Genomic DNA, 24,746 nt, shown 5'->3' with positions numbered 1-24,746 from the left:
GTGCCGGCCCGCCAGCACGGCGGCGAGGACGCTGTCCGTGGCGGCGGGCGGCAGGCCGCGCAGGCCCGCGTGGGCGAGCGCGTCCCCGATCCGGTCCCGGTAGACGGTGGCCAGGACGGAGCCCTGGACGGCGACCCCGAGCGTGGCGCCGACCTGGCGGGTGGCGTCGTTGACGGCGGAGCCGACACCGGCGTACGACTCGCCCACGCTCTCCATCACCGCGGCGGTGCCGGCCGCGGCCGTGAGCCCCGCCCCCACGCCCGCGACGATCTGCACGAGGGCCAGGTGCGGGTAGCCGGAGTGCGCCGTCGTACGGGCCAGCAGCACGAAGGAGCCGGCGACCACGGCGAGGCCGCTCACCATGACGGACCGGTGGGTCAGTCGCGCGGCGAGCGCCGCGGCCAGCGCCGCGCCGGCGACCAGAGCGGCGGGCAGCGGCAGCGTGCGCACCCCGGCCTCCCACGGGGTGCAGCCCAGCACGCCTTGCAGGTACAGGGAGATGACGAAGAGCGCGCCGAACATCCCGAACGACATCATGGCCAGGGCCGCCGCGGGGACGGTGACCGCGCGTCGCCTCACCCGACGGGGCAGCATCGGCGCCGGAGCCCGCCGCAGCCACAGGCCGAACGCCGTCAACAGGGCGACGGCGAGCGCGGACACGGCGAGGACCGGCGCGCTGGCCCATCCGCGGCCGGGGCCTTCGATGATCGCCCAGACCAGCGCCAGCAACCCCGTCGCGGACAGCACGGTGCCGGGCACGTCGACGGACTCGGCGCGGGACGGGGGCGGCGCGGGGACGACGAGGAGCGTCACCGCGAAGACCGCCGCGGCGAAGGGGACGTTCAGCCAGAACACCGCCCGCCAGGAGTGCTCAGCGACCAGCCAGCCGCCGATGACCGGCCCCAGGGCGCCGCCGAGCCCGCCCACCGCCGCCCACAGCGCGATGGCCCGCCGACGCCGGGCCGGCTCCGGGAACAGGCCCGTGAGCAGCGACAGCGTGGCGGGCATGATGAGCGACGCGCCCGCGCCCATGGCACCGCGCGCCGCGATCAGCTGCCACGGCACGGCGGCCACCGCGCCGGCCCAGGAGGCGCACCCGCACAGGGCGAGCCCGGCGAGGAACGCTCGTCTGCGGCCGATCCGGTCGGTGACGCCCCCGGCGGTCAGCACCAGGCCGCCCAGGACGAGCGCGTAGGCGTCGACGATCCACTGCGTCTGCCCCGCGGACGAGCCGAGGGCGGTCTGCAGATCGGGGAGGGCGACGTTGAGCACGGTGAGGTCCATGCCGAGCAGGAACAGTCCCGAGCAGACGGCCGCGGTGCTCACCCGGCGTCCCCGTGTCTTTCCCGCAGCCGCGTGAAAAGCGACGCATTCCGTTCCACGTTCACGCGTCATGTCACTCTTTATCAGAGTCGGGGGCGTAGAAATCACGGACGAGGGCTGAATGGAAGCATCCGATACGCTGACCGACTGTCTCATGAAACAGTTCCCCTTCGACGTCGGCTCCGACGCGTTCGTGCGCGATCCGTACCGCTTCTACGAGGAGGTGCGCCGCACGAGCGGCCCGGTGCACCGCATGCCTTCCGGTGACGTCATGGTCCTCGGCTACGTCGAGGCGGAGGCCGTCCTGCGCGATCCGCGCTTCGGCCACGGAGCCCAGACGGCACAGGACCGGACGGGGTACGGCGTGCCCGCCCGCACCTTCCTGCTGACCGATCCGCCCGGCCACACCTGGCAACGCGAGCGCGTGCGGCGCGCGTTCACGGCGCGCGAGGTGCTGGCGCTGCGGCGCCGGATCGACGACGTGGCGGCCGGGCTCGTCGAGGCGGCGGCGCGGTCGGGTACGGCGGACGTCGTCGCGGAGGTCGCCCGGCCCCTGTCCGCCCGGGTGGTCGCGGATCTGATCGGTGTGCCGGAAGACCTCCGCGACCGCTTCACACAGGGGGCCGCGCTCCTGGTGCGCGGCATGGATCCGCCCGCGCTGATCGCCCCCGCCACGCGGGAGCGGATCGCACGGGCGCGGGTCGGGCTGGCGAGGGACATCGGCGTCGCCCTGCGGCGCCCGGAAGCCTCGGGGATCCTGCGCGTGCTCGCCCACGACGCCGACGACCGGCCGGCGCGGGCGGAGACCGTGGCGACGTGTGCGCAGCTCGTGGCGGCCGGGTACGAGACGACCGTCGGGCTGATCGGCAACGGCCTGCACGCCCTCCTCCAGCACCCCGACCAGCTGGCGCGGCTCACGGCCGCCGGCCACGCGGAGCAGGTGCTGGCGGCGGCCGTGGAGGAACTGCTCCGCTTCGACCCGCCGATCCAACTGGCCCTCCGCACCGCCCTGGTGGACGCCGACGTCGCGGGTACGCCCGTGCCGCGCGGCGCCGTCGTCTTCGTGCTGCTCGGCGCGGCCAACCGTGACCCTCGTGTCTTCCCCGAGCCGCACCGGCTCCTGCTCGACCGGCGGCCGAAGCACCTCGCCTTCGGGCTGGGCGGCCACTACTGCCTCGGCGCCGCACTGGCCCGGACGGAAGCCACCGCGGCGCTCCGGCACCTGCTCGCCCGCCGGCCCCGGCCGGCCGGTCACCCGGTGTCGTACGGCCCCGCTCGCGTGGCCCGCTGCGTACGGAGCCTGCCCGTCCGGCTGGGGGCCGTCCCGTAGGCGCGGTGCACCGGGATTCCGGCGTCGCCCTGCCCTCGGCCGGCCGCGGCGGGCCGGCCGAACCCTCCGGGGAGCCGCTCCGACGTCACGTGCCGACAGGCGTCACGTGCCTACAGTGGAGTGACGCCTCCACCCCCTGGACGCGCCTCCGGTACGCCGTCCGGGGTCTTCGGTGCCGGAGGCCACATCACCGGCCCGATGGTGGGTACTCCCGCAGAGGAGGTTCTGATGTTCGAGGCATCCGATATCCGCGAGTGGCGAGGTCACGACGTCGTCGACCCCAAGGGACACAAGATCGGCATCCTGGAGTCGGTCTACGTGGACACGGCCACCGACCAGCCGTTCTTCGCCACGGTGACCGTGGGCATGCCCACCCGTCGCCGCCTGGTGTTCGTGCCGCTGCCCGGTGCGACGGTCGGTCCCGGCTACCTGAAGGTCACCCACGGCAAGGACCAGGTCAAGAAGGCCCCGGCGATCGACACCGACGGCGAACTGCCCGTCGCCGAGGAGCCGAACGTGTTCGCCCACTACGAGCTGACCTACACACCGGGCGCCGGCGGCGAGCGGCGCCTGGCCCGCCGTTGACGCACCCGAGAACGGGAGATCCGATGACCGTGTTCCTGTTCCTGATCCTCGTGGCCGTCGTCCTGGGCATCATCGGATTCGTCGTCCACGGCCTGCTCTATCTCCTGATCATCGGCGCCGTCGTGCTCGTCCTCGACCTCGTCTACGCGGGGGTGCGCTTCCGCCGGGGAGGCCGCAGGCACCGCCTCGTCCGCTGACCGGCGACGGCGGCCCCGGTCCTGGTCGCGGGCCGCCTCCGTTCACCCGGACGGCTCAATCTCGGCGCCGGATCGGGGCGCGGGCGCATGACCCGGTGACCGCCGGTGAGACATCGGGCATGGAGGAACTCGCACCGGGCGGCCGGCGACCCGCTCCGCGCCGCCCGACCGGATCCGACGTCGTGTTCACGGCGGACTTCGCCTCGGAGACGCAGTGGGTCGCGGGGCGTTCGTGGGCCTATCCGGACGGCGGCCCGGTCAATCCGGGCGACGACAAACTCGACTACCTGGTGCCCGACGCCGACCACAGCCGCTCCGGGGTCTTCCGGGCCACGCGCCGGCCGGACGGCAGGTGGAACACGGGGCTGCTGACCACCGAGGGCAGCGAGGAGGGGTTCACGGTCCAACCGGGTGACGTCCTGGAGGCACGGGTACGGCTGCCCCAGGAGATCGGCGCGTGGCCGGCCATCTGGACCTGGCGGGACGGCGACCAGGAGATCGACGTCTTCGAGTACCACCCGGACCACCCGGACCTGCTGGAACTGACCAACCATGTGCGCGGCGCCGACCGCGCCGTGCGGGACGACGCCGTCGAGCCAGGTGCCTGGGTGGATCTGCGCACCGAGTTCGGGCGCCGCTCGGTGGTCTGGTGGCTGAACGGCACGCCGGTGTTCTCGGACCGGCGTGGCGTGGGCCGCTCCTGGTACGCCTATCTCATCGTCAACCTCTCGGTGAGCGCGGGGCGTTACCACCCGCCGCCCGAGGCGGACACGACCGAGATGAGCTTCGAGGTGAGCAGTCTCGTCGTCCGGCGTCCTCGTGCGGTCGACGGGGACGACGGGGACGACGGGGACGACGGGGACGACGGGGACGACGGAGGGGAGCACAGCGGGGCCGCCACCATGGGCAGCCCCGCCGAGTGACACCGCGCCGTGCGGCCCGGTGAGCCCTGCTCACCGGTCGGAACCGGTCTCCTCGTCGCTCTTCCCGCGCTCCCCCGGCCGGTCCTCGGCGCCCACGCCGCGCAGGGGCTCGCCGGCGAGGGTGCCCTCGTCGGGCTGGTAGCCCTCCTTCGCGCTCGCCGTGCCCGGAACCGTCCGGTCGCGGGCCTGGCTCTCGCTGCCCGAGTGCGCCCCGGGTTCCTCGTCGTCACGGGCCCGGGCGAACCGGTCGGCGGGCTCGTCGGTGTGTCCCGTCATGGCCGTCCTCCGATCCATTCGTCGGCACGGCCGGGTTCCCGGGCGCCGGGCGGGGAAACGGGGCGAGGGCGTACCCGCGGACGCGGGCGCCGTGCTCAGGGGGTCGTCACGGGCGCGGCTCGGCCGGGAGCTCCACCGGGTAGGGCTCGCCGAAGTCCGCGGACCTGCTCACCTTCTCCCAGGCGGTCGCCTCCGCGAGCTGGCGGCGGGAGTAGTCCAGCGCCATGGTCACGGCGTTCACGCCGAGGGGGAGGTGGCTGGGGATCTGCTCGCGTCCCACGGTCCGCACGATGATCTCTGCCGCGCGGCGGGGGTCACCGGCCGCACCGTCCGTGCTCTGCCGCACCCGCCGGTTCATCTCGCCCACGGTCTGGTCGTAGGCCTCGGGGATGGCGTGGACGGTCATGGAGGAGCCGGCCCAGTCGGTGGCGAAGCCGCTCGGCTCGACCACCATGACCCGCACGCCGAACGGTGCGGTCTCCGTGGCCAGCACGCGGCTGAAGCCGTCGACCGCGAACTTGGCCGCCTGGTAGGAGGCGATGCCCGGCGAGCCGCCGACCCGGCCCCCGATCGAGGAGAACTGCACGACGGTGCCCGAGCCCTGTCGGCGCAGGGTGGGGAGCGCGGCCTTCGTGACGTTGTAGACGCCCCAGAAGTTCGTCTCGAACTGGGCGCGGAAGTCGTCGTCGTCCGCCGTCTCGATGGGCGACACGTTCGCGTAGCCCGCGTTGTTGACGAGGACGTCGATGCGTCCGAAGCGCTCGACCGCCGCGTCGACGGCCGCGCGCGCCGCGTCGGGACTGGTGACGTCCAGGGCGAGGGGGAGGAGCCGGTCGCCGTAGTCACCGAGCTCCTGCGCCAGCGCCTCGGGACGGCGGGCGGTGGCGACGACGTGATGGCCGGCCTCCAGGGCGGCGGTGACCAGGGCGCGGCCGAGGCCGCGCGACGAACCGGTGATGAACCAGACGGAAGGGTGCTGTTGACTCATACCCTTAGTACAACGCCGTTCTCTTAATAACGCAACACCGTTGTGCTACCAATTTCTATGATGATGCCCATGAGTGAGCTTGCCTTTCAGCGTGCGCGCAGTGCCGAGGCCAAACAGGCCCGGGAACAGGCGATCCTGGACGCGGCCCGCGCGCTCGGCGGCCGGCACGGGGTGAGGGACGTCACCCTCACCGACATCGCGGCGGCCGTGGGCATGCACAAGTCGGCGCTGCTGCGCTACTTCGAGACGAGGGAGCAGATCTTCCTGGAGCTGACCGCGGAGGGATGGCGGCAGTGGTCCGCCGACCTGTGCGGGGACCTCGCGGGCCGGCGGCACGCCACGCCCGCCGAGGTCGCCCGGGTCATCGCCGGCACCCTCGCGGCGCGCCCCATGTTCTGCGACCTGCTCGCCCAGGCGCCCCTGAACCTGGAACGGAACGTGTCGATCGAATCCGTGCGGTCCTTCAAGCTGGTGACGCTCGGGGAGGTCGAACGGATCGGCGGGGAGTTGCACCGGCTGCTCGGACTGACCGAACTGCAGGCCGTGGACACGGTCGCCGCGGCGACCAGCATGGCCGGGGCGCTGTGGCAGATGGCCAGCCCGGGGCCGCGCCTGCGGGAGCTGTACACCAGCGACCCCCGGCTGGGCCATGCCGTCGTCGAGGTGGAACCCCGCCTGACCCGCGTCCTCACCGCCTACCTCACCGGGCTCGGCAGCGAGTCCGCGGCGACCGCCTGACCCCGGCGGCAGGCGCGGCGCTCTGCTCGCGGTCAGCCCGTGAGGGTCCGGCGGAGGGCGGCCAGTCCGTCGGTGTAGATGCCGTGGAAGAGGTCGACGGCCTCCTCGTCCGGCACTCCGACGGCGGTGAAGGTGCCGGACCACTGGACGCGGGCGCCGCGGCCGTCGGGCGTCTCGCGCACGGTGAGGGTGGACCGGTAGCCGGTGACCGGGAAGGGGGCCCGGACGATGGAGTAGGTGTAGGTGCGCGCCTCGTCGTCGAACGCCTCCAGCCGCTCGACGATGACGCCGCCCTCCTCGTTCGTCAGGGTGCGCACCCGGCCGCCCTCGCCGAGTTCGCTGCCGGGTATGTACGGCAGCCAGTCGGGCAGCGAGCCGAAGCCTCCGACGAGCTGCCACACGCGGTCGGCGGGCACGGGGATGTCGAGGGACGCGGTGGTGGTGGGCACGGGTGTCTCCTGGGTGGATCGGATGGGTGTGTCGGGTGCCGACCGGGCGGCCGGCGGCACGTTCCCCGTCATCAGGCGGGCAGCGGCGCGTTGCCGGCGATCAGGCCCTCCTCGCGGAGCGCGGTCCAGAACGCGGCCGGGACCGTCTCGGCGAGCGCGGCGACGTCCTCGGCGACGCGGCCGGGGCGGGTGGCGCCGGGAATGGCCGCGACGGTCGCCGGGTGGGCGAGGGAGAACTGCAGCGCCGCGGCCTTGATGCCGACGCCGTGCCGCGCGGCCAGCGCCTTGATCCGCTCGACCTTGGCGACGATCTCGGCGGGGGCCTGCTGGTACTCGAAGTGCGTGCCGCCCGCGAGGATGCCCGAGCTGTAGGGGCCGCCGACGACGATGTCGACGTTCTGCTCGGCCGCGGCGGGCAGCAGCCGCTGCAGGGCGCGCCCGTGGTCGAGGAGGGTGTAGCGCCCGGCGAGGAGGAAGGCGTCCGGCCTGGGCTCGTCCAGGTCGAGGGTCAGCTCCAGGGGTTCGACGCGGTTGACGCCGAGGCCCCAGGCCTTGATGACGCCCTCGTCCCGCAGCCGGTCCAGTACCCGGAAGGCTCCGGTCCGGGCGGACTCGTACATCGCCAGCCACGCGTCGCCGTGGAAGTCCTGCGCGACGTCGTGCACCCAGACGATGTCGAGCCGGTCCGTCCGCAGACGCTTGAGGCTGTCCTCGATGGAGCGCAGCGTGGCGTCGGCCGAGTAGTCGTCGACCATCTTGTTGGGGCGTCCGTGCTCGAACAGGCCGCCCTTCTCGCCCAGGTCGCGGGCGGCCGGGTCCTCGGTCTCGTCCAGGATGACGCGGCCGACCTTGGTGCTCAGGACGTAGGCGTCGCGGGGCATGCCGGACAGCACCTCGCCCAGGCGGATCTCGCTGAGCCCCGCGCCGTAGAACGGGGCGGTGTCGAAGTAGCGGATGCCGTGGTCCCAGGCGGCCTGGACGGTGGCAGCCGCCTCCTCGTCCGGGATGGCGCGGAACATGTTGCCGAGCGGGGCGGTGCCGAAGCCGAGACGTCCGGGAAGCAGGTTCTTGATGCTCATGGGGGTCTTTCGGTGAGGGGATGTGACGGGTGCCGCGCGGGGTGGCCGGCGGGCCGTCGTGCTGTGTCACCGAGGCTAGGATCGACAAGTTGAGACTGTCCAAGACATACTCGGACAGACTTGAGTCCCCAGAGGTCTTACATGCTCGATCTTCGCCAGCTCACCTACTTCGTCGCCGTCGCCGAGGCCGAACACGTCGGCCGGGCCGCGGAGGCCCTGCACATCTCCCAGTCGCCGCTCAGCCGACAGATCGCCCAGCTGGAGCAGAAGCTCGGTCTGACGCTGTTCGAGCGCAGCCAGCAGCGGATCCGGCTCACCGCGGACGGCCGGGTCTTCCTCAGCGAGGCCCGTGCGCTGCTGCGGCACGCCGAGCGGCTGGAGAACCTCGGCCGGCGGCTCGGCCGGGGCGAGGAGGGCGGGCTGTGCATCGGGTACGTCCCGCACGCCCTGCACACCGGCATCCTGCCCGGCGCGCTGCGCACCCTCCAGCAGCGCAGCCCCGGCATCCACGTCGCCCTCTACCCGCTCAGCCCCGCCGAGCAGTTCGAGGGGCTGCGGCAGCGGAGCCTGGACATCGCGCTCGTCCACGAGCCGCCCGCCGACGACGACCCGGACCTGCGCTCCGCGCTGCTGCTGGAGGACCCGCTGATGCTGGCGCTCCCCCACGGCCATCCGCTCGCCGCGCAGGAGGTGGTCACCGCCGCCGATCTCGACGGGCAGCCCTGGATCGCCGTGGCGGACTCCCAGCATCCGGCCTGGCGCGACGTCTTCATCGCCGCCTGCGCCGCGTCCGGGTTCACGCCGGACGTGCGGCTGGACGCCGCGGAGCCGCAGACCGCCCTCGGACTCGTCGCCTCCGGACTGGGCCTCGCGCTGATCCAGAAGAGCATGCTGCGGGGCGCCGGCGAGGGCGTCACCGTACGCGAGCTGCCCTGGCACGAGGCGTCGGTGCGGCTCTGGGCGGCCTGGCACCACACGGATCTCCGACCGGTCGTGCCGTCGTTCCGCGAACTGGTGCTGGGCGGGGCCGGGACCGTCTGAGCGAGCGGGGTATGTGTGCCCGTGCCCGGTTCGGGAACCTGTTCCGACCGGGTGCGGCCCTGGTGAGAGGAGTCCCGGGTGACAGCGTCGACGTCGGCGGCGGAGGGTCGGAACCGGGGTGCCGGGCAGGCCGGGTACGAGCCCGATCCACGCCGGTGGCGCGCCCTGTGGGTCACCTTGGTGGCGGGTTTCATGAGCCTGCTCGACGTGACGATCGTGGCGGTCGCCCTGCCCACCGTCCAACGGGACCTGGGCGCCTCCCCGGCCCAGGTGCAGTGGGTGGTCTCCGGATACGCCCTGACCTTCGCCCTCGCCCTCGTCACCGCCGGCCGTCTCGGCGACGCGCTGGACCGGCGCCGTATCTTCCTGGTGGCCCTCGGCGGTTTCGTGGTGTTCAGCGCGGTCTGCGGGGCGGCCCCCGACATCACGCTGCTGGTGGTGGCCCGCCTCGCCCAGGGCCTGGCGGCCGGCTTCATGGCCCCGCAGAACTCCGCGCTCATCCAGCAGATGTTCCGCGGCGCCGAACGCGGCCGGGCCTTCGGCTTCTTCGGAGCCACCGTCGGCATCTCCTCCGCCGCCGGCCCGGTCACCGGGGGTCTCATCCTCGCCCTCGCCTCCGGGGCCCAGGGCTGGCGCTGGATCTTCTACGTCAACGTCCCCATCGGCATCCTCGCCGTGCTCCTCGGCCGCCGTCTGCTGCCCCGCACCCGGCGCTCCGGGCGGGGCCGGGTGGACGTGCCCGGCGTCCTGCTCCTCGGCCTCGGCGTCCTCGCGCTCATGTATCCGCTGGTCCAGGCGGACTCCGGCGGCCTCGACCGCGTGTGGTGGCTGTTCCCCGCCGGTGCGGCGCTGCTCGTCGTCTTCGCCCAGTGGCAGCGCCGCCTGGTCGCCCGGCACGGCCAGCCGCTGCTCGACCCGCGCCTGTTCAGCACCGTGCGCGGCTACGCCGTCGGGGCCGGGATCGGCACGCTGTACTTCATCGGCTTCAGCGGTGTCTGGCTGGTGTTCGCCCTGTTCTACCAGCACGGCCTCGGCTTCTCCCCGCTCCGCTCCGGTCTCGCCGTGACCCCGTTCGCCCTCGGCTCGGCGAGCGCGGCCGTGGTGTCCGGGCGGCTGGTGGACAGGTTCGGCCGCCTGCTCACCGTGTGCGGTCTGACGGGGGTGGTCGTCGGTCTGGGCGGCACCGCGCTGCTGCTCCGCTTCGTCCCGCTGCACATCGCGCCCTGGGTCGCCGCCCCGGTGCTGTTCCTCGGCGGCATCGGAGGCGGCTTCGTGGTCTCCCCGAACATCACGATGACCCTGCGGGACGTACCCGTGCGGATGGCGGGGGCGGCGGGCGGTGCCCTGCAGACCGGGCAGCGGCTGGGTGCCACGCTGGGGACGGCCGCCCTGCCCGGCCTCTTCTACCTGGTGCTCGGGCGCGGCCACGACTACCGGGGCGCCGTCGTGACCGCGCTGTGCGCCGCCCTCGCCGGGATGGTGGCGTCCCTGGCGCTCGCGACGTACGACTGGCAGCGTGACCGGCGGACGAGGCGCCCGGACCGCGCGTGCCCGGACGAGGTCGCGCACGACCCGGTGCACGCCCGGCAGACCTGACCGATCCGCGTCCGCGTACGGCCGCAGGGCCATCAGGGTGGTGCCGGGCCGTGTCGGGCGGCGGGGGCGAGCCCGGTTGGCCATGCTGGGCCGGAGCGGCACCTAGTGGCGACAAGGAGCACCGCATGCCGACGGACCCGGTCGAACGATTCCTGGCGGCGCTGGACCCCCACCACCGGGAGGCCGTCGGCGCGCAGCCGCGCGAGGAGCAGGAACGCCTCGCGGCGGCCTGGGAGCGGGAACTCGAGGCGGACGACGAGCTGGACACCCTCGACGAGCTGTCCCCGCCGGCGGCGGAGGCCGAGGCGGCCCGCCGCGTCCTGGACCGCGACGCCGAGTAGGCCGACGCCGGGATGCTCCGAGCGACAGGGCCTGGAACGCCCCCAGCACTCCACCCCCGCGTGAAGGCGGCCCCATGACACTCTCCATCGAAGAACGACAGCGGTTTCTGGCGCAGCCCCACATCGGGGCGCTGTCGGTCGTCGAACGGCCGGACCGCGCCCCGCTGACGGTTCCCATCTGGTACCAGTACACGCCGGGTGGTGAGCTGTGGGTGCGTACCGGGGCCGACTCCCGGAAGGCGCGGGCGATCCGCACCGCGGGGCGCTTCAGCCTGATGGTGCAGCGCACGGAACCCACCGTGCGCTACGTGTCGGTCGAGGGACCGGTCACCGGGACGGCCCCGGACAGCCGCGAGCGCTCCTGGGAGATGGCGGCGCGCTATCTGCCGCCGGAGAAGGTCGCCGCGTTCGTGGAGTACGACCGGACCCGGCTCGGCGCGCACGTCGTCGTCCGCATGCGGCCGGAGCACTGGGTCTCCGCCGACCTGGGAACCGTCTGACGGTGCGGGCGCCGAGCCGGTCCGCCCGCCCGGCGCCTCCCGTCAGTCCAGACCGAGGCCACGGCGGCCGGTGTCGTTGAGCTGGTCGAGGGTGAACCGGCCGGTCCAGGAACGTTCGTAGTGCTCCTCGGGGAAGTCGCTCGGGCTGGACCCGGTGACGAACGCCTCCCGGACGGAGGCGGCGTACCTCTCGTTGCGGGGGCACCAGGGGGCGGCGGGGATGTACATGACGTTGCCCCAGCCCTTCTGGCCCTCGACCGGGGCGACGCTGTGGACCATGTCGCAGTGCCACCAGACGGAGTCGCCGGCCCGGACGTCGGGGATGGGGGTCAGGGCCCGGTGGAGGATCGGGTGCCGGCGCTGGGTGACGGGGAAGACCTGGTTGGTGCGCACGCCGCACATGGAGTCCTCGGGCACGTCCGGCAGCAGGGGGCGCAGCAGCAGGTGGGCCATGACCTCCGGGATCGGCACGGTGTGCAGCACGCCCTGGTCGGCGTCCATGTCGGACAGCGCGGTCCAGCCCTGGAAGGTACGGAAGGCGGAGCACATGGTGGAGCCGGGGTACTGGGGGCCGGTGGTGCGGTGGGCCGCGTCCCAGGGGTCGTACTGCTCGGCGGTGCCGTCGAAGAGGTGGTGGAAGGCCCGCTGGTACTCGCGCGTCATCCACAGGTCGAGCGTGCCCGGGTCGCAGTGGGCGCCGAGGCCCGCGGAGTCGGTGCCCGGCGGACGGCGGCGGATGCGGTCAGGGTAGAGCGCGTCGCGGTCCGGGTCGAACCACGGGGTGCCGTCGTCGGCGGTGTGCTTCCAGAACGAGTTGAGGAAGGACTGGACGGTGGCCATGCGCTCGGACTGGCGGGCCTGCATCTGGGCCTGGGACCAGTAGACGGGGTAGATCTCGGGCTTGGAGCCGACGCTGCCGAAGAAGTCGTCCCCGGGGCCGGTGTAGTTCTCGAAGAACTCGTTGCGCTCGACGTAGTCGACGATGTCGGCGTCCCAGGCCAGGGCCTGTTCGCGCGGGAAGTGGCCGCGGACGATGAGGCAGCCGCGCCGCGCGAGCTTGGCCCTCTGCGCCGGCGTGACCGTTCCGCCGGCGATCGCGTCGTAGTCCAGGACGGGCCACACCTCCTCGCCGTGCGCCCGGTCGGCCTCGATCTCGGCGACGCGGGCCTCGATGCGCCGCTCCACGGCCGCGAACACCTCCTGGACGCTGCGGCCGGAGGCCTCGATGCGGGCGCGTAGTGCGGGCTTGATCTCGCGGATGGCGGCCGTGAGGTCGGGCGGGGTCTCCTCCCAGTGCGGCAGGGCGGCGGGATGGCGGGGTTCGGCGGCGAGTGTCATCGCCCGGCTCCTTTGGTGAGGACTCCTTACTAGAATGACGGTAAGCACGCGGGCCATATTTAGGCAAGAGCCCTTACTAGAATGGTCCGCATGACCCAGCCGAAGCCGTCACTGGAGATGCTGCGCGCGCTGACCGACGAGAACGTGCTGCGCGCGCTCATGGACCACCAGCGTCTGACCAGGGCGGAGATCTCCGCGCTCACCGGGATCTCCAAGCCGACGATCTCCGACAGCGTCCAGCGCCTCACCGGCGCCGGCCTGGTCGTCGACACCGGCGAGCGCACCACCGGACGCGGGCGCGTCGGCTCCTACTACGCCCTCGCCCCGCGGCTCGGTGCCGCGCTGGTGGCGAGCATCACCCCGCACGGCGTGACGGCGGAAGCGGTCGACGCCCTCGGCCACGTGCACGGTCAGGTCCGTTCCGCCCTGGAGGCCGACGCGGGACCGGAAGCGGCGGCCGGCGCGCTCACCGGGGCCGCCGCGGAACTGGCCGAGCTGATCACCGGACCGCTGCGCCTCGCGGTCGTCAGCGCCGCCGACCCGGTGGACCGCGGGACGGGCCGGCTCGTGCATCTGCCCGACGCCCCCTTCCTCGTCGGCGACCTGGACCCGCCCGGCGTCCTCGCGGGCCGGGTGACCGGCCCCGTCCTGGTGGACAACGACGTCAACTGGGCCGCTCGCGCCGAGCACCTGGCGGGCTGCGCGCGCGGCGTGGACGACTTCGTCTACCTCCATCTCGGCGAGGGACTCGGCTGCGCCGTCGTGAACGACGGCGCGGTCCGGCGCGGGCACAGCGGCCTCGTCGGCGAGATCGCGCACCTGTGCACCTACGGCCCGGACGGCGAGGCCATGGTCTTCACCGAGGTGTTCGCCGCCCTCGGCCTGCGCCGGCCCTCCTCCACCGCCATCGACGTCCCGGCTCTCCGGACACTGCTCGCCGGGCACGACGAGCGGGCCGGGCGGGTCCGCGCCGCGCTCGCCCGGGCCGTGTGCGGGGTGCTGTCCGCGGCCGTCTCCCTCGCCGATCCGCGGATGATCGTCATCGGCGGTGCCTGGGGGCCGGATCCGGCCATGATCACCGCCATCGAGCAGCACTTCCGGCGCACACCCCGCCCCGTCCCCGTCGCCGCGGCCACGCTGTCGTCGCCCGAACTGTCCGGGGCCCGCGTCCGGGCCGTGGAAGAACTCCGTTCGCTCATCGTCCGGTCGGCACGCCCCGCGCCGGACTAGCGCCTGCCGGCCGCCCCTCGGCGCGGGCCGCCGCTGCGGCGGCGGTTCGGTGGTTCCTTCCCCGCCTGGTGAGACCCCAGGGCTTGAGGACCGAGATCGCCGTCATGAAGGCGTAGGCGCACAGCGACACGATCGGACCGGGCAGGAGGTCGCCGGGGCCGGGCGCCGGTCCGCCCGCCCTCATGGCGTCGAGCGCGGAGTTCACGCCCGGGCGCAGGGCGAACGCCGTGGCGGCGGTCGTGGCGAGGGTCAGCCAGAACTTGGTGAAGACCCAGCGGTGCCGGGCGAGGCCCCACGGGGTGCCCACGGACAGCAGGACACCGCTGAGCAGGGTCAGGAAGGCGAGGGGGAGCAGCAGCCAGTCCGCGAAGAGCTTCATGGCGCGGACGTACGCCTCGGCGGTCACCGCCGATCGGGTCGTGCCGGCGGTGACCGCGAGGGCGAGCAGACCGAGCGTGAGCCCGAGCCAGCTCGCGGAGACGGCCACATGGACGACGAGGGAGGCCCGGCGCGCGGGTCGGCTCAGCTTCATGTCCGCCACGGTGCCGGACAAACCCGTCCGTGACGTCCGGCGAGGGGAGCAGTGCGGTGTACTCGGCGCGGAGTACACCGCCCGCTCGGTCCCCGGGGGGGACGGCGCTCAGGGCGCCCAGGGCGCCTCGACGGACCAGGTGGTGTCCTCGGTGAAGGTGCTGGGATCGTCCCAGGTGTGGGTCCCGCCCGGCTGGGCCAGCCACAGTTCGGCGTTGATGTGCCGCAGGTACTGTCCGGGGAAGCCGGCCGCCGACAGCCTGATGCCGCCCTCGCCCCGGACGGGACACCAGGTCGCGTCGGCCTTGTACAGGGCGGAGTCGTCGCCCGCCTCGCGGCGGACCCGGAAGTCGCGGTGGCGCAGGTACTCACCGGGATAGTTGCGCGACTCAAAGGAGTAGCAGAGCCTGTTCGCCAGGCCGGGCCTCACCTTCCAGGTGGCGTCCTGCTTCAGCAGGTCGCTGCTGCCGGAACCGACCACCTCGGTGTAGCCGAGCCCGTCGTAGTGGCGGATGTAGCGGTCGGTGTGGCCGGGTGTCGTGACGCGGATCGACACGTACTGCTCCAGCGGCAGCCGCACCGGCGGACCGAGGGTGCGGGAGGCGGCGATGAGTGCCTGGTTGGCCGCGCGGACGCGGGACTCGTCGACCTTGACGACCCGGCGGTCGTAGCTCATCAGCCCGTTGGTCTCGTTCTCGACGTCGGTGATCTGTGTGTAGACGGACGCCGAGAGACCGCCGGCGGGCATGGCGTTCTCCCGGATGCCGTCGAGCAGTCCCACGAGCCGGTCGTCGAGCGCGGACAGGCTCGGCTGGTCCTCGTAGCTGAAACCGCCGCCCGGGTACCACTCGTGGCCCGGGACCCGGTATCCGAGGCCGCCGTACTCCCCCAGCACGGAGGCGCGCACCGGTTCCGTCGGCGTGTTGCCCGGCCCGACGTAGTTGTGGTTGTCGACCACGTCGCCGTTGCCGCCGTCCCTCGCGCCGCAGCAGTTGACGCCGCTCATGTTGTCCACGAGGCGCGAGGGGTCGTACGCCTTGACCATGTCCGCGATGCGCGCCTGGTCGTACTGCCCCCAGCCCTCGTTCTGGTCGACCCACTGGATGAGCGCGGGCGAGCTGCGGTGCTGGTCGATGACCGCGCGGTACTCGCTCTCCCACTGGGTGCGGGCCGCGCTGTCCGGTGCCTTGCCGCTGTCCATGGACGGCATGTCCTGCCACACCAGCAGTCCGAGCCGGTCCGCCCAGTAGAACCAGCGCTGCGGCTCCACCTTGATGTGCTTGCGGACCATGTTGAAACCGAGGTCCTTGTGCTTCTGCAGGTCGTACTCGAGCGCCGCGTCGGTGGGGGCGGTGTAGATGCCGTCCGGCCAGTAGCCCTGGTCCAGGGTGCCGGTCTGGAAGACGAACCGCCCGTTCAGGACCGGCCGGCGGACGCCGTCCACGTCCCGCACGGCGATGGACCGCATGCCGGTGTAACCGCCGACCCGGTCGCCGCCCGGACTCCCGGTCAGCCGGGCGGTGACGTCGTACAGGAACGGGTCGTCCGGCGACCACAGGTGGGCGTTCGGCACCGGGACGGAGAACTCGGTACCGACCCTGCCCGAGGCGCTCGCGACCGGAGCCCCGCCGCTCGAGACGGTGACCCTGACCGCGGCACCGGTGGCTCCGGCGGCGTGCACGGTCACGCGCAGGGTGCTGTCCTCCAGGTGCGGGACCAGGTCGAGCCGGGTGATGTGCGCCGCCGCGGTCGGCTCCAGCCAGACGGTCTGCCAGATGCCGGACGAGGCGGTGTAGACGATGCTCCGGCCGGGGTGCGGGGTGACGTCCTGGACGCGCTGCTTGCCGATGGCCTGGCCGCCGGTCTCCGTCGGGTCGTGGACGGACACGACGATCGTGTTGGTCCCTCCGCTTCTCAGCAGGGGGGTGATGTCGTACGAGAAGGCGTCGTAGCCCCCTCGGTGCACGGCGCCCGCCTGCCGGCCGTTGATCCAGACGGTCGTCTCCCAGTCGGAGGCGCCGAAGTTGAGCTGGACGTGACGGCCGCTCCAGCCGGCGGGCACGGTGAAGGTGCGCTTGTACCAGAGCCTGTCGTTCCCGGTGATCTTGCGCTGGATGCCGGAGAGCGCGGACTCGGGTGCGAACGGGACGCGGATCCGCTCGCCGAACGTCGCGGGCTGCGCGGCGTCGCGGGCGGTGACGGCGAAGTCCCAGATGCCGTTGAGGTTGGCCCAGTCGGGCCGGGTGAGCTGCGGACGGGGGTACTCCGGCAGGGGGTGGTCCACCGGCACCTGATCGGTCCACGGGGTGGACATCGGCGCCGGTGCGGGTGTCCAGGGCGCGGCGGCTCGTGAGGGGGCGGCCCCCGCCGCGAGGAGTGCGGTGACGGCCAGCGTCGTCACCACGAGGGCGCTCAGGAGGTGCCGCAGGTGCCGTAAGGCCTGTCTCGGGCGGGCCGGTGGGAAGGCCCTGCGGGGCGGGAGTCTCAGCACGGTGTCTGCTCCATGTCTGTTCCGGACGGGTCCGCGGTCAGCCGGTGTAGGTGTGCAGGGTCAGGCCGTACCGGCTGAGGATCTCGTTGACGGGCTGGAACCAGGTCTCGCCTCCGCCGGCGCAGTTGCCCCAGCCGCCCGAGGTGACGCCCTGGGCCTGGTCCCCGGTGATGAAGGAGCCCCCGGAGTCGCCGGGTTCGGCGCAGGCGCTCGTCCTGGTCAGCTGGTGCACCGCGCCCTGGCTGTAGTTGACGGTCTCGTTGAGCGCCAGCACCGTGCCGCAGTGCCAGTGCGACGTCGATCCCGACCGGCACACGGAGGAGCCGACGGGCGCCACGGCCGAGCCGCGCACGAGCTGGTCGGGCACCGTGCCCCAGCCCAGCACCACCGGAACCGTCCACCAGCCGCTGCCCACACTCACCCAGGCGTAGTCGTTGTCCGGGAAGGACGAGCCCTGGAAGGTGCCGATGTACGAGCCGTCCCAGCCGCTGACTCCGGCGCCGGGCGACCCGCAGTGTCCGGCGGTCACGAAGCCGCCGTACACCGAGAAGCCTATGGAGCAGCGGACGTTGCCCGTGTAGTAGGGGTCCCCGCCGACGGTTCCGGCCGCGAAGGTGCGCGGGGCTTGGGAGACGGTGCGGACGGTGACCGGGCCCGCCTCGCGCGCCCGGGCAACGAAGCGCCGGACATCGTTGTCAGAACGGTCCTTGCGCACGACGTCCACGACGACCGTGTCGGCCGTCGGATCGACGTGCCAGCCGCTCACCCCGGAGGGGGCGGACAGCCGGTCGATGCGCGCCTTGACGGCGTCCAGTTCCCGGGCCGTGTGCGCGGCGGTACGGATCGTGGCGCCGGCCGCCTCGATGGCGCGGCGCGTGCCCGGCGAGGCGTCGGAGGTGAGGGCCACCGTCAGGCGCCCGTTCGCCGCGTCGAACCAGGAACCCGCGTAGGCGTCCCCGGCCGTCCGGCGCACCTTCGGATCGAGGGCGGCGGCGGACCGCTCGGCGGCGATCCGCGCCTCGGCCTGCTTCCGCGTGAGGCCGAGATCGCGCTGCATGGCGATCAGGACTCCGTCGGACGCCGGCTTGGAGGACGTCGGTCCGGTCGTGGGGACGGGTGGGGAGGTGGCGCCGTTCGCCGCTGCGGGGGCCGCTCCCGCCGCGCCCGACCCGCCGAGGATCAGCAGCGTGGCCAGCAGGGCCTGTGTAAGTCTCGTGCGTCTCATGGGACTTGCCCTTCGTCGTTCCAGGGGTGGGGTGGAACAGCCGAGTTCTGAGAGCGCTCTCATGCGTGGCGGGGCAGAGCCTAGCCGCAGCGGGCCGTCAGGTCCATGCCAATGCAGGCCACATGGTGGGCGAGCGAAGGAGCCCGGACTGCCCGGTGCCGCATCGGACCGCTTCCGCCCCTGCCTGGCCGCGCAGCGCGCTCAGCAGGGCCGGCCTCGGTGTGCCGCGGCTCGGCGGCTGGGACGCCGGGCTAGGGCGCCGGGAGGGCCGATCGGGCTGTGCCGTCCCGAGTTCACGCGCCCAGGTGGATGTGTGACGCCCCACCGGCCGGGTGCATGGGGCAGCTGTGCGCGCAGCGCGCGGACCGCGTGGTGGAGCGCCTCGGCGGCCCTCGCCGGGTCAAGGCCGGGCGGCGGGGCGCTGCCGAGTCCGGGGCGGAGTGCGAGGCCGGAGCCGGATTTGGGTCCGGTGCGGTGACCGTCTCGCCACCGCCCCGGCCCCCCGTGCCGTACGCACCCGTGACCGAGGGCAAGCGCGGGCCGCCGCACACGCGTGCCCGGACGCGTGCCGCCGTGCCCGGATCCTGGCCGATCGTCACACCGGTCGCGAGCCCGCGCATCCGACCGAGCCCAGACCTGCACCCAGCGTGATCGCCCGCGTCCGGACACCCGTCCAAGGGCCAGGACACCCGCCCACGCCCAGTCGGGTACCCGACCCGCCCGGGCCCGCGCCCCGGCGGGGCCGGGCGCGGGTCGGCGCGTCGGAGGACAGGCGGGTTACAGCGCGCGTTCCAGACGGTCGGCCATCAGCTTCACGAAGCGGGCCGGTTCCTTCGGCTGGCCGCCCTCGGCGAGCACCGCCAGGCCGTGCAGCAGCTCGGCGGTCTCGGCCAGCTCCGAGCGGTCCTCGCGCTCCTTGTACGCCTGATTGAGGCCCTTGACCAGCTGGTGGTCCGGGTTGAGTTCCAGGATCCGCTTGGCGCGGGGCACTTCCTGGCCCATGGCGCGGTACATGTTCTCCAGGGCCGGGGTCAGGTCGTGCGCGTCGGAGACGACACAGGCCGGGGAGACGGTGAGCCGGGACGACAGGCGCACCTCCTTGATGTCCTCGTCCAGCTGCTCCTTCATCCAGCCGAGCAGCCCGGCGTACTCCTCGCTCTGCTTCTCCCGCTCGTCGTCGGAGGTGTCCTCGTCCTTGGCGTCGAGATCGATCTGCCCTTTGGCGACGGACCGCAGCTTCTTGCCCTCGTACTCGCCGACGGCGTCGGCCCACACCTCGTCCACCGGGTCGGTGAGCAGCAGCACCTCGATGCCCCGTTCGCGGAAGGCCTCCATGTGCGGGGAGTTCTCGATGCTCTGCCGCGACTCGCCGGTCAGGTAGTAGATGTCCTCCTGGCCTTCCTTCATCCGCTCCACGTAGCCCTTGAGCGTGGTGGGCTCGGTGTCGTGGTGGGTGCTCGCGAAGGACGCGACGGCGAGGATGGCGTCGCGGTTCTCCGAGTCGGTGACCAGTCCTTCCTTCAGGACCGTGCCGAACTCCCGCCAGAAGGTGGCGTACCGCTCCTGGTCCTTGGTCATCATCTCCTTGACCGTGGACAGGACCTTCTTCGTCAGCCGGCGCCGCATCATCTCGATGTGCCGGTCCTGCTGGAGGATCTCGCGGGAGACGTTGAGCGAGAGGTCGGCCGCGTCGACCACGCCCTTGACGAAGCGGAGGTACGGCGGCAGCAGCGCCTCGCAGTCGTCCATGATGAACACGCGCTTGACGTACAGCTGCACGCCGCGCTTGAAGTCCCGCGTGAACAGGTCGTGGGGGGCGTGCTCGGGGAGGAACAGCAGGGCCTGGTACTCGAAGGTGCCCTCCGCCTGGAGCCGGATCGTCTCCAGCGGGTCGCGCCAGTCGTGGGCGATGTGCTTGTACAGCTCGTGGTACTCGTCGTCGGACACCTCGTCGCGGGGCCGCGCCCACAGCGCCTTCATCGAGTTGAGCGTCTCCGGCTCCGGCGTCGCGTCGCCCTCGCCGTCCGTGGCGGGGCGCTCGGGCACCATCCGGATGGGCCAGGTGATGAAGTCCGAGTACCGCTTGATGATCTCCCTGATCTTCCAGGGCGAGGTGTAGTCGTGGAGCTGGTTCTCCGGGTCGGCCGGCTTGAGGTGGAGGGTGACCGAGGTGCCCTGCGGCGCGTCGTCCACCCGCTCCAGCGTGTACGTGCCCTCGCCGCGCGACGTCCAGCGGGTGCCCTGGCTCTCGCCGGCGCGCCGGGTCAGCAGGGTGACCTCGTCGGCCACCATGAAGCCGGAGTAGAACCCGACGCCGAACTGGCCGATGAGTCCTTCCTCCCCGGCCGTGTCCTTGGCCTCGCGCAGCTCCCGCAGGAACTTCGCGGTGCCCGAGTTGGCGATCGTGCCGATGAGCTGCCCGACCTCGTCGTACGACATCCCGATGCCGTTGTCCCGCACGGTGAGCGTGCGGGCGTCCTTGTCGATGTCGATCTCGATGTGCGGGTCGGACACGTCGGCGTCGAGCGAGTCGTCCCAGAGCTTCTCCAGGCGCAGCTTGTCCAGTGCGTCCGAGGCGTTGGAGACGAGCTCCCGCAGGAAGACGTCCTTGTTCGAGTAGACCGAGTGGATCATCAGCTGGAGCAGCTGACGGGCCTCTACCTGGAACTCGAATGTCTCGGTCGGCATGTTCGCGAATACCTCACAGGTCCTGTCGCCGGAACTGGTGGAGACACTGTAAAACACCACGTCAGCGCGGTGGCGGGAAGAGCGGGCCGTGGCTGGATCCGCACCGTGCGCGTCCGCCTCCGCGCGGGGGCGCAGCCCCGCTGACGCGCTGCGTGGCCAGTGTCTCACGCTGCGGAACGGCACCGTCGTACCACTGCGGTTGCCGGCCGGCGCTCATAACCAGCGGCTCCCCGGGTACTCGCCGGGTCCAGGTCCCGGCGGTCGTCCGGGGCCATGGCAGTCGAGCAGTCGAGCAAGGACAACGGAGGTACAGAGATGAGCACGGTCAGGGAAGCGGTGGAAGTCGACGTTCCGCTGCACACCGCCTACAACCAGTGGACGCAGTTCGAGGACTTCCCGAACTTCATGGAAGGCGTCGAGGAGGTCACGCAGCTGGACGACCGGCACAATCACTGGACCACGAAGATCGGCGGAGTGCGGCGCGAGTTCGACACCGAGATCGTCGACCAGCTGCCCGACGAGCGCATCACCTGGCGCACCACGAGCGGCGACACCCACCAGAAGGGCACCGTCCGCTTCGAGCGCCTGGACGACCGGCACACCAAGGTCGAGCTGGTGATGGACGTCGAGCCCAGCGGAGCCGTGGAGAAGGCCGCGGATCTGATCGGCACGATCGACCGGCGCGTGAAGGGCGACATGAAGCGGTTCAAGCAGTACATCGAGGAACACGGCGGGGAGTCCGGAGCCTGGCGCGGCCGCATCCGGCCCGGAGACAGCGGCTCCTCCCTCTGACCTGACACAGCCGTGACGCATACGCCGCCGGGCACACAGGCTCGGCGGCCGTTTGCTGCCGCGGCGGGTACCACGCGGTACGGCGGCGCCCGCTTCGGCCGGCACACTCCCGCCCCACAGGCGCTGCGCGATGCCCGCCGCGGCGAGCCCGTGTGCCCGGCGGCGTGCGCGAGCCCGGACGGTGGTCCTCGTAACGCCGCGCAACTCGTCTCGGGTCGCACACTCCCGTCCCACAGGCGCACGATAATCACAGGGGACACTCGGACCACGGTCCGTGCTCCGGGCCGTGGGCGGCACGAGGAGGTCGTCATGGCCCGCGCCGACACCGTCGCCGCAGCCCGGATACCCGACACGATCCAGCCGGGCGGCGTCGAATCGGAGAACCACCCCTGGAGGATCCGGCTGGTCAAGCATCCGGCGCGCTTCGAGTCGCCGTTCTTCAAGGCCGCGAAGCGCACGGCGCACAAGATCCTGGACGAGATCGACGACGCCGACCTGCCCTACGGGCCGCGGCCCGTGGCGCCCGAGCACTGGGAGATGCACCACGGGGGCAGCCTGTGGGTGAAGACGGCGGGCGGCTGGCGGATGTACCGGGCCCGCGCGGGCGTCGAGTGGAGCATGCAGTTCTGCGCCGAGCCGTCGAGGATCGACCGGCTGCGCCAGGACGCGGCCGCCCTCGTGGCGGCGTTCCCCGAGACGCTGCCCGCCCTGGCGCAACTGGGTTACGAGGAGGCGGAGGAGCTGCTGCGCACGCCGATCACGGACGCCGACGGCGTCGAGGCGTGGACCGACTCGCTGTTCAACGCCTGTGTGCCGATGAGCCGTGGGGACCACCAGGGGATCCTGCCGAGAGTGCCCGGCGAGCACCACTACCCGTGGCCCGTGAAGGGCGCGGACTTCTTCCGGTACGAGGACTTCCAGCTGTGGGTGACCCTGCCCGACGGCACGCACGGTGCCGTGGCGCCGGTGGACCGGCGGGGGTCGGGTGACGGGCATGTGCGCCTCGTGCACGCCCCCGAGGGCAGTCAGGCCGCGGACACGCTGGCCGAGGCGCAGGACCGCGGGCTGATGGCGGTCCTGCCGCCGAACAGCTCCGCCGCGCTCCAGGCGTTCGCCGGCCAGATCGACTCGGGCCGGCGCACCGCGTCCGGGCCGCTGACCTCACACCGGGCGCACGCACACGGCAACGGCCGGGCCCCGCGGGCCCGTTGAGCCAGGTGGTGCCGGTGTCGGCGCGGTGCCCTCACCGGCGTCCGCCTGGCCGGGGTGCCCGGCCGTTCTCCCGCGCGGTGCCGGGCACCACCCGAAGGGCGAACCGTCAGTTCGGGTTGTCTCCGTGGGTGAGGGTCTCCCAAGCGACGAAGAGGTTGTTGCTGCCGGCCGGGCGGTTCTGCTCGGTCAGGGCCTGGGTGTTGGTCATGGCGATGCCCAGGCGGTTGTGCAGGGCGTTGTAGCCGACCTCGGTGACCGGGCCCAGCCCCCGGTTCACCGACCCGCCGCACAGCCAGCTCGGGACGGCTGCGCCGAGTTCGTACTTGGACTGGAAGCCGAGCGCCTGTCGCAGACGCTCGCCGACGTCGGTGCCGTACAGGTCCTGCCCCTGGATGCGGCTGGTCTCGGCGACGTGTGAGATGGCCGAGATGCCGTATCCGGTGTGGGTGAAGTCGCGGCAGGTCTCCTGGGTGAGTCCGGTGACGAAGGTGGACTGGCCCTGCCAGTAGGACACGATCTTGTCGCGCGTGTTCAGGTTCTGGCTCGGCACGGTCTTCGGCAGGTCGCCGTCGGAGGCGAGGTACACGTACGCGGCGGTGCGGGTGCGGAACTTCGCCATGGCGGTGTCGTACGACGCCTTGTCCTCCAGGAAGACGGAGATGCCGACGGCCGCCTCCATCATCGACAGCTCCCAGTTGCCGTTGGAGTTGGAGCCGTTGATGATCTCGGGCAGATAGACGTTGCGGAGCATGGTCGCGAACCGGCCGGAGTTGGCCCACGTGCCGGTGTACGTGTACTTGATGATCTCGGCGGCCTTCGGCCAGGAGGAACCCGCCCAGCCCGTCTGCAGCGGGGCGTTGCTGTTGGTGTGGTCCTGGAGCACGGCGGACCAGGCGTCCATCAGCTCGATCGCCTTCTTGGCGTAGCGCTCGTCCCGGGTGATGTACCAGGCGAGCGCGTCGGTGTAGGCCGCGATCGCGTCCTCGCGTTCGTCCGTGCAGCCGTAGTTGGGGTTGGAGTACGACCCGCACTCGACGACGGCGCGCGGCTTGGGCGTGCGGCTGAGGCTCGCGTACGTGCTCGCCATCATCTGGTCGTAGGCGCTCTTCCAGGGCTCGGCGCCGGCGAGCACCTTGTCGCGGGCGAAGTCGAGTTGGGCACGGGAGACGGTCACGCCGGGGTGGGTAAAGGTGGCGGGAGCGGCCTCCGCCCGCTGGCTTCCGGGCCAGGAGAGCAGTCCGGTGGTGAGCAGGGTGGCCGCCGCCGTGAGGGCGAGAGCGGAACGCGGGGACTTGCGGCGGCGACGAGCGGGTGTGTCCTGCATGTGATCCCGTCCTCGTATGTGAACGCAATGCGGCTGACTGAACGTCGAGTTGACGAGACCATAGGTACGGACCAGATCGCCGTCAAGGGGCCGGGGAGCGGCCCTTCGAGCCCCCGGCAACAACAAATGAACGCCCGCCGACCGCATCCCCGCGCTCGCGCCTGACCTGAATTCAGGGTCGCAGGTCATCCAACTCCCAAGCCAGACAGTCCCGTTCACATCTTGACGGCTTTGGTTCAGACCTTTTAGTTTCCCGATGCCGGGCGGGCCTCCCCCGCACGCAGCGCTCGGCTCGGCGAGGCCCTCCCTGTCCTTCCCCCGATGCGAAAGGCAGTGATCTCCTCCGTTGTCCGCACACTCCCCCACTCGTGCCCTGCTGTTCAGGACCGTGCTCGCCGCCGCGGTCGCCGTCTCGGCCGGTGTGCTCGCCGCCTCCCCCGCGCAGGCCGCCACGGGCACGATCACCGGCCTCGCCGGCAAGTGCCTCGACGTCGCCGGCGCCAACTCCGCCGACGGCACCGCCGTACAGCTGTACGACTGCAACGGCAC

General features: G+C 72.4%; 23 protein-coding genes and 1 pseudogene. 13 read left to right on the top strand and 11 right to left on the bottom strand.

Annotated elements, in window-relative coordinates; genetic code table 11:
* The coding region (locus ABZV94_RS29815; protein ID WP_356345765.1) for an MFS transporter at nucleotides 1-1,326 on the bottom strand (1,326 nt) is incomplete at its 3' end.
* A 151-nt stretch (nucleotides 1,327-1,477) separates the two neighbouring features.
* Between ABZV94_RS29815 and ABZV94_RS29810 the strand changes: the two genes are divergently transcribed.
* The 4 genes from ABZV94_RS29810 to ABZV94_RS29795 all read left to right on the top strand — a co-directional run bounded on the left by ABZV94_RS29810 (nucleotide 1,478) and on the right by ABZV94_RS29795 (nucleotide 4,358).
* Nucleotides 1,478-2,653, top strand: a complete 1,176-nt coding sequence (locus ABZV94_RS29810; RefSeq protein WP_356345763.1) for a cytochrome P450 — start codon at nucleotides 1,478-1,480, stop codon at nucleotides 2,651-2,653.
* A gap of 228 nt (nucleotides 2,654-2,881) precedes the next feature.
* Nucleotides 2,882-3,238: a PRC-barrel domain-containing protein gene (locus tag ABZV94_RS29805; RefSeq protein WP_356345761.1), complete on the top strand. Its 357-nt coding sequence runs from the start codon at nucleotides 2,882-2,884 to the stop codon at nucleotides 3,236-3,238.
* A gap of 23 nt (nucleotides 3,239-3,261) precedes the next feature.
* Nucleotides 3,262-3,435, top strand: coding sequence for a hypothetical protein (locus ABZV94_RS29800; protein ID WP_356345758.1), 174 nt, complete (start codon nucleotides 3,262-3,264; stop codon nucleotides 3,433-3,435).
* Between the two features lie 119 nt (nucleotides 3,436-3,554).
* Nucleotides 3,555-4,358 (top strand): beta-glucanase, encoded by an 804-nt coding sequence (locus ABZV94_RS29795; RefSeq protein ID WP_356345755.1) that lies wholly within the window; start codon nucleotides 3,555-3,557, stop codon nucleotides 4,356-4,358.
* Between the two features lie 30 nt (nucleotides 4,359-4,388).
* Here the strand turns inward: ABZV94_RS29795 and ABZV94_RS29790 are convergent, their stop codons facing one another.
* Nucleotides 4,389-4,634 (bottom strand): hypothetical protein, encoded by a 246-nt coding sequence (locus tag ABZV94_RS29790; RefSeq protein WP_356345753.1) that lies wholly within the window; start codon nucleotides 4,632-4,634, stop codon nucleotides 4,389-4,391.
* A gap of 106 nt (nucleotides 4,635-4,740) precedes the next feature.
* Nucleotides 4,741-5,622 carry an SDR family NAD(P)-dependent oxidoreductase gene (locus tag ABZV94_RS29785; RefSeq protein ID WP_356345751.1) on the bottom strand — a complete coding sequence of 294 codons (882 nt, stop codon included), beginning with the start codon at nucleotides 5,620-5,622 and terminating at the stop codon, nucleotides 4,741-4,743.
* Nucleotides 5,623-5,691: 69 nt separating this feature from the next.
* Here ABZV94_RS29785 and ABZV94_RS29780 point away from each other — a divergent pair, with 69 nt between their 5' ends.
* The gene (locus ABZV94_RS29780; RefSeq protein ID WP_356345748.1) at nucleotides 5,692-6,360 is read left to right on the top strand and encodes a TetR family transcriptional regulator; all 669 of its coding nucleotides are present in this window, start codon (nucleotides 5,692-5,694) and stop codon (nucleotides 6,358-6,360) included.
* A 32-nt stretch (nucleotides 6,361-6,392) separates the two neighbouring features.
* On the opposite strand, the gene ABZV94_RS29775 is transcribed toward ABZV94_RS29780, so the two are convergent.
* Together ABZV94_RS29775 and ABZV94_RS29770 are read right to left on the bottom strand one after the other, a co-directional pair.
* A complete protein-coding gene (locus tag ABZV94_RS29775) occupies nucleotides 6,393-6,809 on the bottom strand; it encodes an SRPBCC family protein (protein WP_356345746.1) in 417 nt (138 codons plus the stop codon).
* 71 nt (nucleotides 6,810-6,880) lie between these two features.
* Nucleotides 6,881-7,888, bottom strand: a complete 1,008-nt coding sequence (locus tag ABZV94_RS29770) for an aldo/keto reductase (protein ID WP_356345744.1) — start codon at nucleotides 7,886-7,888, stop codon at nucleotides 6,881-6,883.
* 141 nt (nucleotides 7,889-8,029) lie between these two features.
* On the opposite strand from ABZV94_RS29770, the gene ABZV94_RS29765 reads away from it, so the two are divergent.
* The 4 genes from ABZV94_RS29765 to ABZV94_RS29750 all read left to right on the top strand — a co-directional run bounded on the left by ABZV94_RS29765 (nucleotide 8,030) and on the right by ABZV94_RS29750 (nucleotide 11,366).
* Nucleotides 8,030-8,929: a LysR substrate-binding domain-containing protein gene (locus ABZV94_RS29765; RefSeq protein ID WP_356345742.1), complete on the top strand. Its 900-nt coding sequence runs from the start codon at nucleotides 8,030-8,032 to the stop codon at nucleotides 8,927-8,929.
* 78 nt (nucleotides 8,930-9,007) lie between these two features.
* Complete coding sequence (locus tag ABZV94_RS29760) at nucleotides 9,008-10,525, top strand: MFS transporter (RefSeq protein WP_356345740.1); 1,518 nt, start codon at nucleotides 9,008-9,010, stop codon at nucleotides 10,523-10,525.
* 125 nt (nucleotides 10,526-10,650) lie between these two features.
* Nucleotides 10,651-10,866 (top strand): hypothetical protein, encoded by a 216-nt coding sequence (locus tag ABZV94_RS29755; RefSeq protein WP_356345739.1) that lies wholly within the window; start codon nucleotides 10,651-10,653, stop codon nucleotides 10,864-10,866.
* A 74-nt stretch (nucleotides 10,867-10,940) separates the two neighbouring features.
* Nucleotides 10,941-11,366, top strand: coding sequence for a pyridoxamine 5'-phosphate oxidase family protein (locus tag ABZV94_RS29750; RefSeq protein WP_356345737.1), 426 nt, complete (start codon nucleotides 10,941-10,943; stop codon nucleotides 11,364-11,366).
* A gap of 42 nt (nucleotides 11,367-11,408) precedes the next feature.
* Here ABZV94_RS29750 and ABZV94_RS29745 read toward each other — a convergent pair whose 3' ends face one another.
* Entirely contained in the window at nucleotides 11,409-12,704 is a 1,296-nt protein-coding gene (locus ABZV94_RS29745) for a DUF1479 domain-containing protein (protein WP_356345735.1), read from the bottom strand.
* A 90-nt stretch (nucleotides 12,705-12,794) separates the two neighbouring features.
* Between ABZV94_RS29745 and ABZV94_RS29740 the strand changes: the two genes are divergently transcribed.
* Nucleotides 12,795-13,934, top strand: a complete 1,140-nt coding sequence (locus tag ABZV94_RS29740; RefSeq protein ID WP_356345733.1) for an ROK family transcriptional regulator — start codon at nucleotides 12,795-12,797, stop codon at nucleotides 13,932-13,934.
* Here ABZV94_RS29740 and ABZV94_RS29735 read toward each other — a convergent pair.
* From ABZV94_RS29735 to htpG, 4 genes are all read right to left on the bottom strand, one after another.
* Nucleotides 13,900-14,466 carry a DUF2269 domain-containing protein gene (locus ABZV94_RS29735; protein WP_356345731.1) on the bottom strand — a complete coding sequence of 189 codons (567 nt, stop codon included), beginning with the start codon at nucleotides 14,464-14,466 and terminating at the stop codon, nucleotides 13,900-13,902. The two genes, ABZV94_RS29740 and ABZV94_RS29735, sit on opposite strands and share 35 nt — an antisense overlap.
* A 108-nt stretch (nucleotides 14,467-14,574) precedes the next feature.
* Complete coding sequence (locus ABZV94_RS29730) at nucleotides 14,575-16,866, bottom strand: AbfB domain-containing protein (protein ID WP_356345768.1); 2,292 nt, start codon at nucleotides 16,864-16,866, stop codon at nucleotides 14,575-14,577.
* Between the two features lie 127 nt (nucleotides 16,867-16,993).
* A complete protein-coding gene (locus ABZV94_RS29725) occupies nucleotides 16,994-18,181 on the bottom strand; it encodes a S1 family peptidase (protein WP_356345729.1) in 1,188 nt (395 codons plus the stop codon).
* Between the two features lie 777 nt (nucleotides 18,182-18,958).
* Complete coding sequence (htpG, locus tag ABZV94_RS29720; protein WP_356345726.1) at nucleotides 18,959-20,869, bottom strand: molecular chaperone HtpG; 1,911 nt, start codon at nucleotides 20,867-20,869, stop codon at nucleotides 18,959-18,961.
* A 315-nt stretch (nucleotides 20,870-21,184) separates the two neighbouring features.
* Between htpG and ABZV94_RS29715 the strand changes: the two genes are divergently transcribed.
* Together ABZV94_RS29715 and ABZV94_RS29710 are read left to right on the top strand one after the other, a co-directional pair.
* On the top strand, nucleotides 21,185-21,661 hold the full coding sequence (locus tag ABZV94_RS29715) for an SRPBCC family protein (RefSeq protein ID WP_356345723.1): 477 nt from the start codon (nucleotides 21,185-21,187) through the stop codon (nucleotides 21,659-21,661).
* A 309-nt stretch (nucleotides 21,662-21,970) separates the two neighbouring features.
* Nucleotides 21,971-22,873 (top strand): DUF6424 family protein, encoded by a 903-nt coding sequence (locus ABZV94_RS29710; protein ID WP_356345721.1) that lies wholly within the window; start codon nucleotides 21,971-21,973, stop codon nucleotides 22,871-22,873.
* A 106-nt stretch (nucleotides 22,874-22,979) separates the two neighbouring features.
* Here the strand turns inward: ABZV94_RS29710 and ABZV94_RS29705 are convergent, their stop codons facing one another.
* Nucleotides 22,980-24,197, bottom strand: a complete 1,218-nt coding sequence (locus tag ABZV94_RS29705; RefSeq protein ID WP_356345718.1) for an alginate lyase family protein — start codon at nucleotides 24,195-24,197, stop codon at nucleotides 22,980-22,982.
* A gap of 346 nt (nucleotides 24,198-24,543) precedes the next feature.
* Here ABZV94_RS29705 and ABZV94_RS29700 point away from each other — a divergent pair.
* Nucleotides 24,544-24,746, top strand: a pseudogene (locus tag ABZV94_RS29700) (hypothetical protein); the annotation flags it as partial.

The organism is Streptomyces sp. NPDC004658 (assembly GCF_040609555.1).
In the GTDB taxonomy this organism is placed as follows: domain Bacteria; phylum Actinomycetota; class Actinomycetes; order Streptomycetales; family Streptomycetaceae; genus Streptomyces.
This window is presented reverse-complemented; position numbering and strand designations above follow the sequence as displayed.

What these genes read in the sequence shown, in the direction of transcription:
- ABZV94_RS29800 (WP_356345758.1), top strand. Translation starts at nt 3,262, where the DNA reads ATGACCGTGTTCCTGTTCCTGATCCTCGTGGCCGTCGTCCTGGGCATC.
- ABZV94_RS29740 (WP_356345733.1), top strand. Translation starts at nt 12,795, where the DNA reads ATGACCCAGCCGAAGCCGTCACTGGAGATGCTGCGCGCGCTGACCGAC.
- ABZV94_RS29735 (WP_356345731.1), bottom strand. Translation starts at nt 14,466, where the DNA reads ATGAAGCTGAGCCGACCCGCGCGCCGGGCCTCCCTCGTCGTCCATGTG.
- ABZV94_RS29715 (WP_356345723.1), top strand. Translation starts at nt 21,185, where the DNA reads ATGAGCACGGTCAGGGAAGCGGTGGAAGTCGACGTTCCGCTGCACACC.
- ABZV94_RS29770 (WP_356345744.1), bottom strand. Translation starts at nt 7,888, where the DNA reads ATGAGCATCAAGAACCTGCTTCCCGGACGTCTCGGCTTCGGCACCGCC.
- ABZV94_RS29785 (WP_356345751.1), bottom strand. Translation starts at nt 5,622, where the DNA reads ATGAGTCAACAGCACCCTTCCGTCTGGTTCATCACCGGTTCGTCGCGC.
- ABZV94_RS29810 (WP_356345763.1), top strand. Translation starts at nt 1,478, where the DNA reads ATGAAACAGTTCCCCTTCGACGTCGGCTCCGACGCGTTCGTGCGCGAT.
- ABZV94_RS29755 (WP_356345739.1), top strand. Translation starts at nt 10,651, where the DNA reads ATGCCGACGGACCCGGTCGAACGATTCCTGGCGGCGCTGGACCCCCAC.
- ABZV94_RS29705 (WP_356345718.1), bottom strand. Translation starts at nt 24,197, where the DNA reads ATGCAGGACACACCCGCTCGTCGCCGCCGCAAGTCCCCGCGTTCCGCT.
- ABZV94_RS29780 (WP_356345748.1), top strand. Translation starts at nt 5,692, where the DNA reads ATGAGTGAGCTTGCCTTTCAGCGTGCGCGCAGTGCCGAGGCCAAACAG.
- ABZV94_RS29750 (WP_356345737.1), top strand. Translation starts at nt 10,941, where the DNA reads ATGACACTCTCCATCGAAGAACGACAGCGGTTTCTGGCGCAGCCCCAC.
- ABZV94_RS29790 (WP_356345753.1), bottom strand. Translation starts at nt 4,634, where the DNA reads ATGACGGGACACACCGACGAGCCCGCCGACCGGTTCGCCCGGGCCCGT.
- ABZV94_RS29795 (WP_356345755.1), top strand. Translation starts at nt 3,555, where the DNA reads ATGGAGGAACTCGCACCGGGCGGCCGGCGACCCGCTCCGCGCCGCCCG.
- ABZV94_RS29725 (WP_356345729.1), bottom strand. Translation starts at nt 18,181, where the DNA reads ATGAGACGCACGAGACTTACACAGGCCCTGCTGGCCACGCTGCTGATC.
- ABZV94_RS29745 (WP_356345735.1), bottom strand. Translation starts at nt 12,704, where the DNA reads ATGACACTCGCCGCCGAACCCCGCCATCCCGCCGCCCTGCCGCACTGG.
- ABZV94_RS29805 (WP_356345761.1), top strand. Translation starts at nt 2,882, where the DNA reads ATGTTCGAGGCATCCGATATCCGCGAGTGGCGAGGTCACGACGTCGTC.
- ABZV94_RS29710 (WP_356345721.1), top strand. Translation starts at nt 21,971, where the DNA reads ATGGCCCGCGCCGACACCGTCGCCGCAGCCCGGATACCCGACACGATC.
- htpG (WP_356345726.1), bottom strand. Translation starts at nt 20,869, where the DNA reads ATGCCGACCGAGACATTCGAGTTCCAGGTAGAGGCCCGTCAGCTGCTC.
- ABZV94_RS29765 (WP_356345742.1), top strand. Translation starts at nt 8,030, where the DNA reads ATGCTCGATCTTCGCCAGCTCACCTACTTCGTCGCCGTCGCCGAGGCC.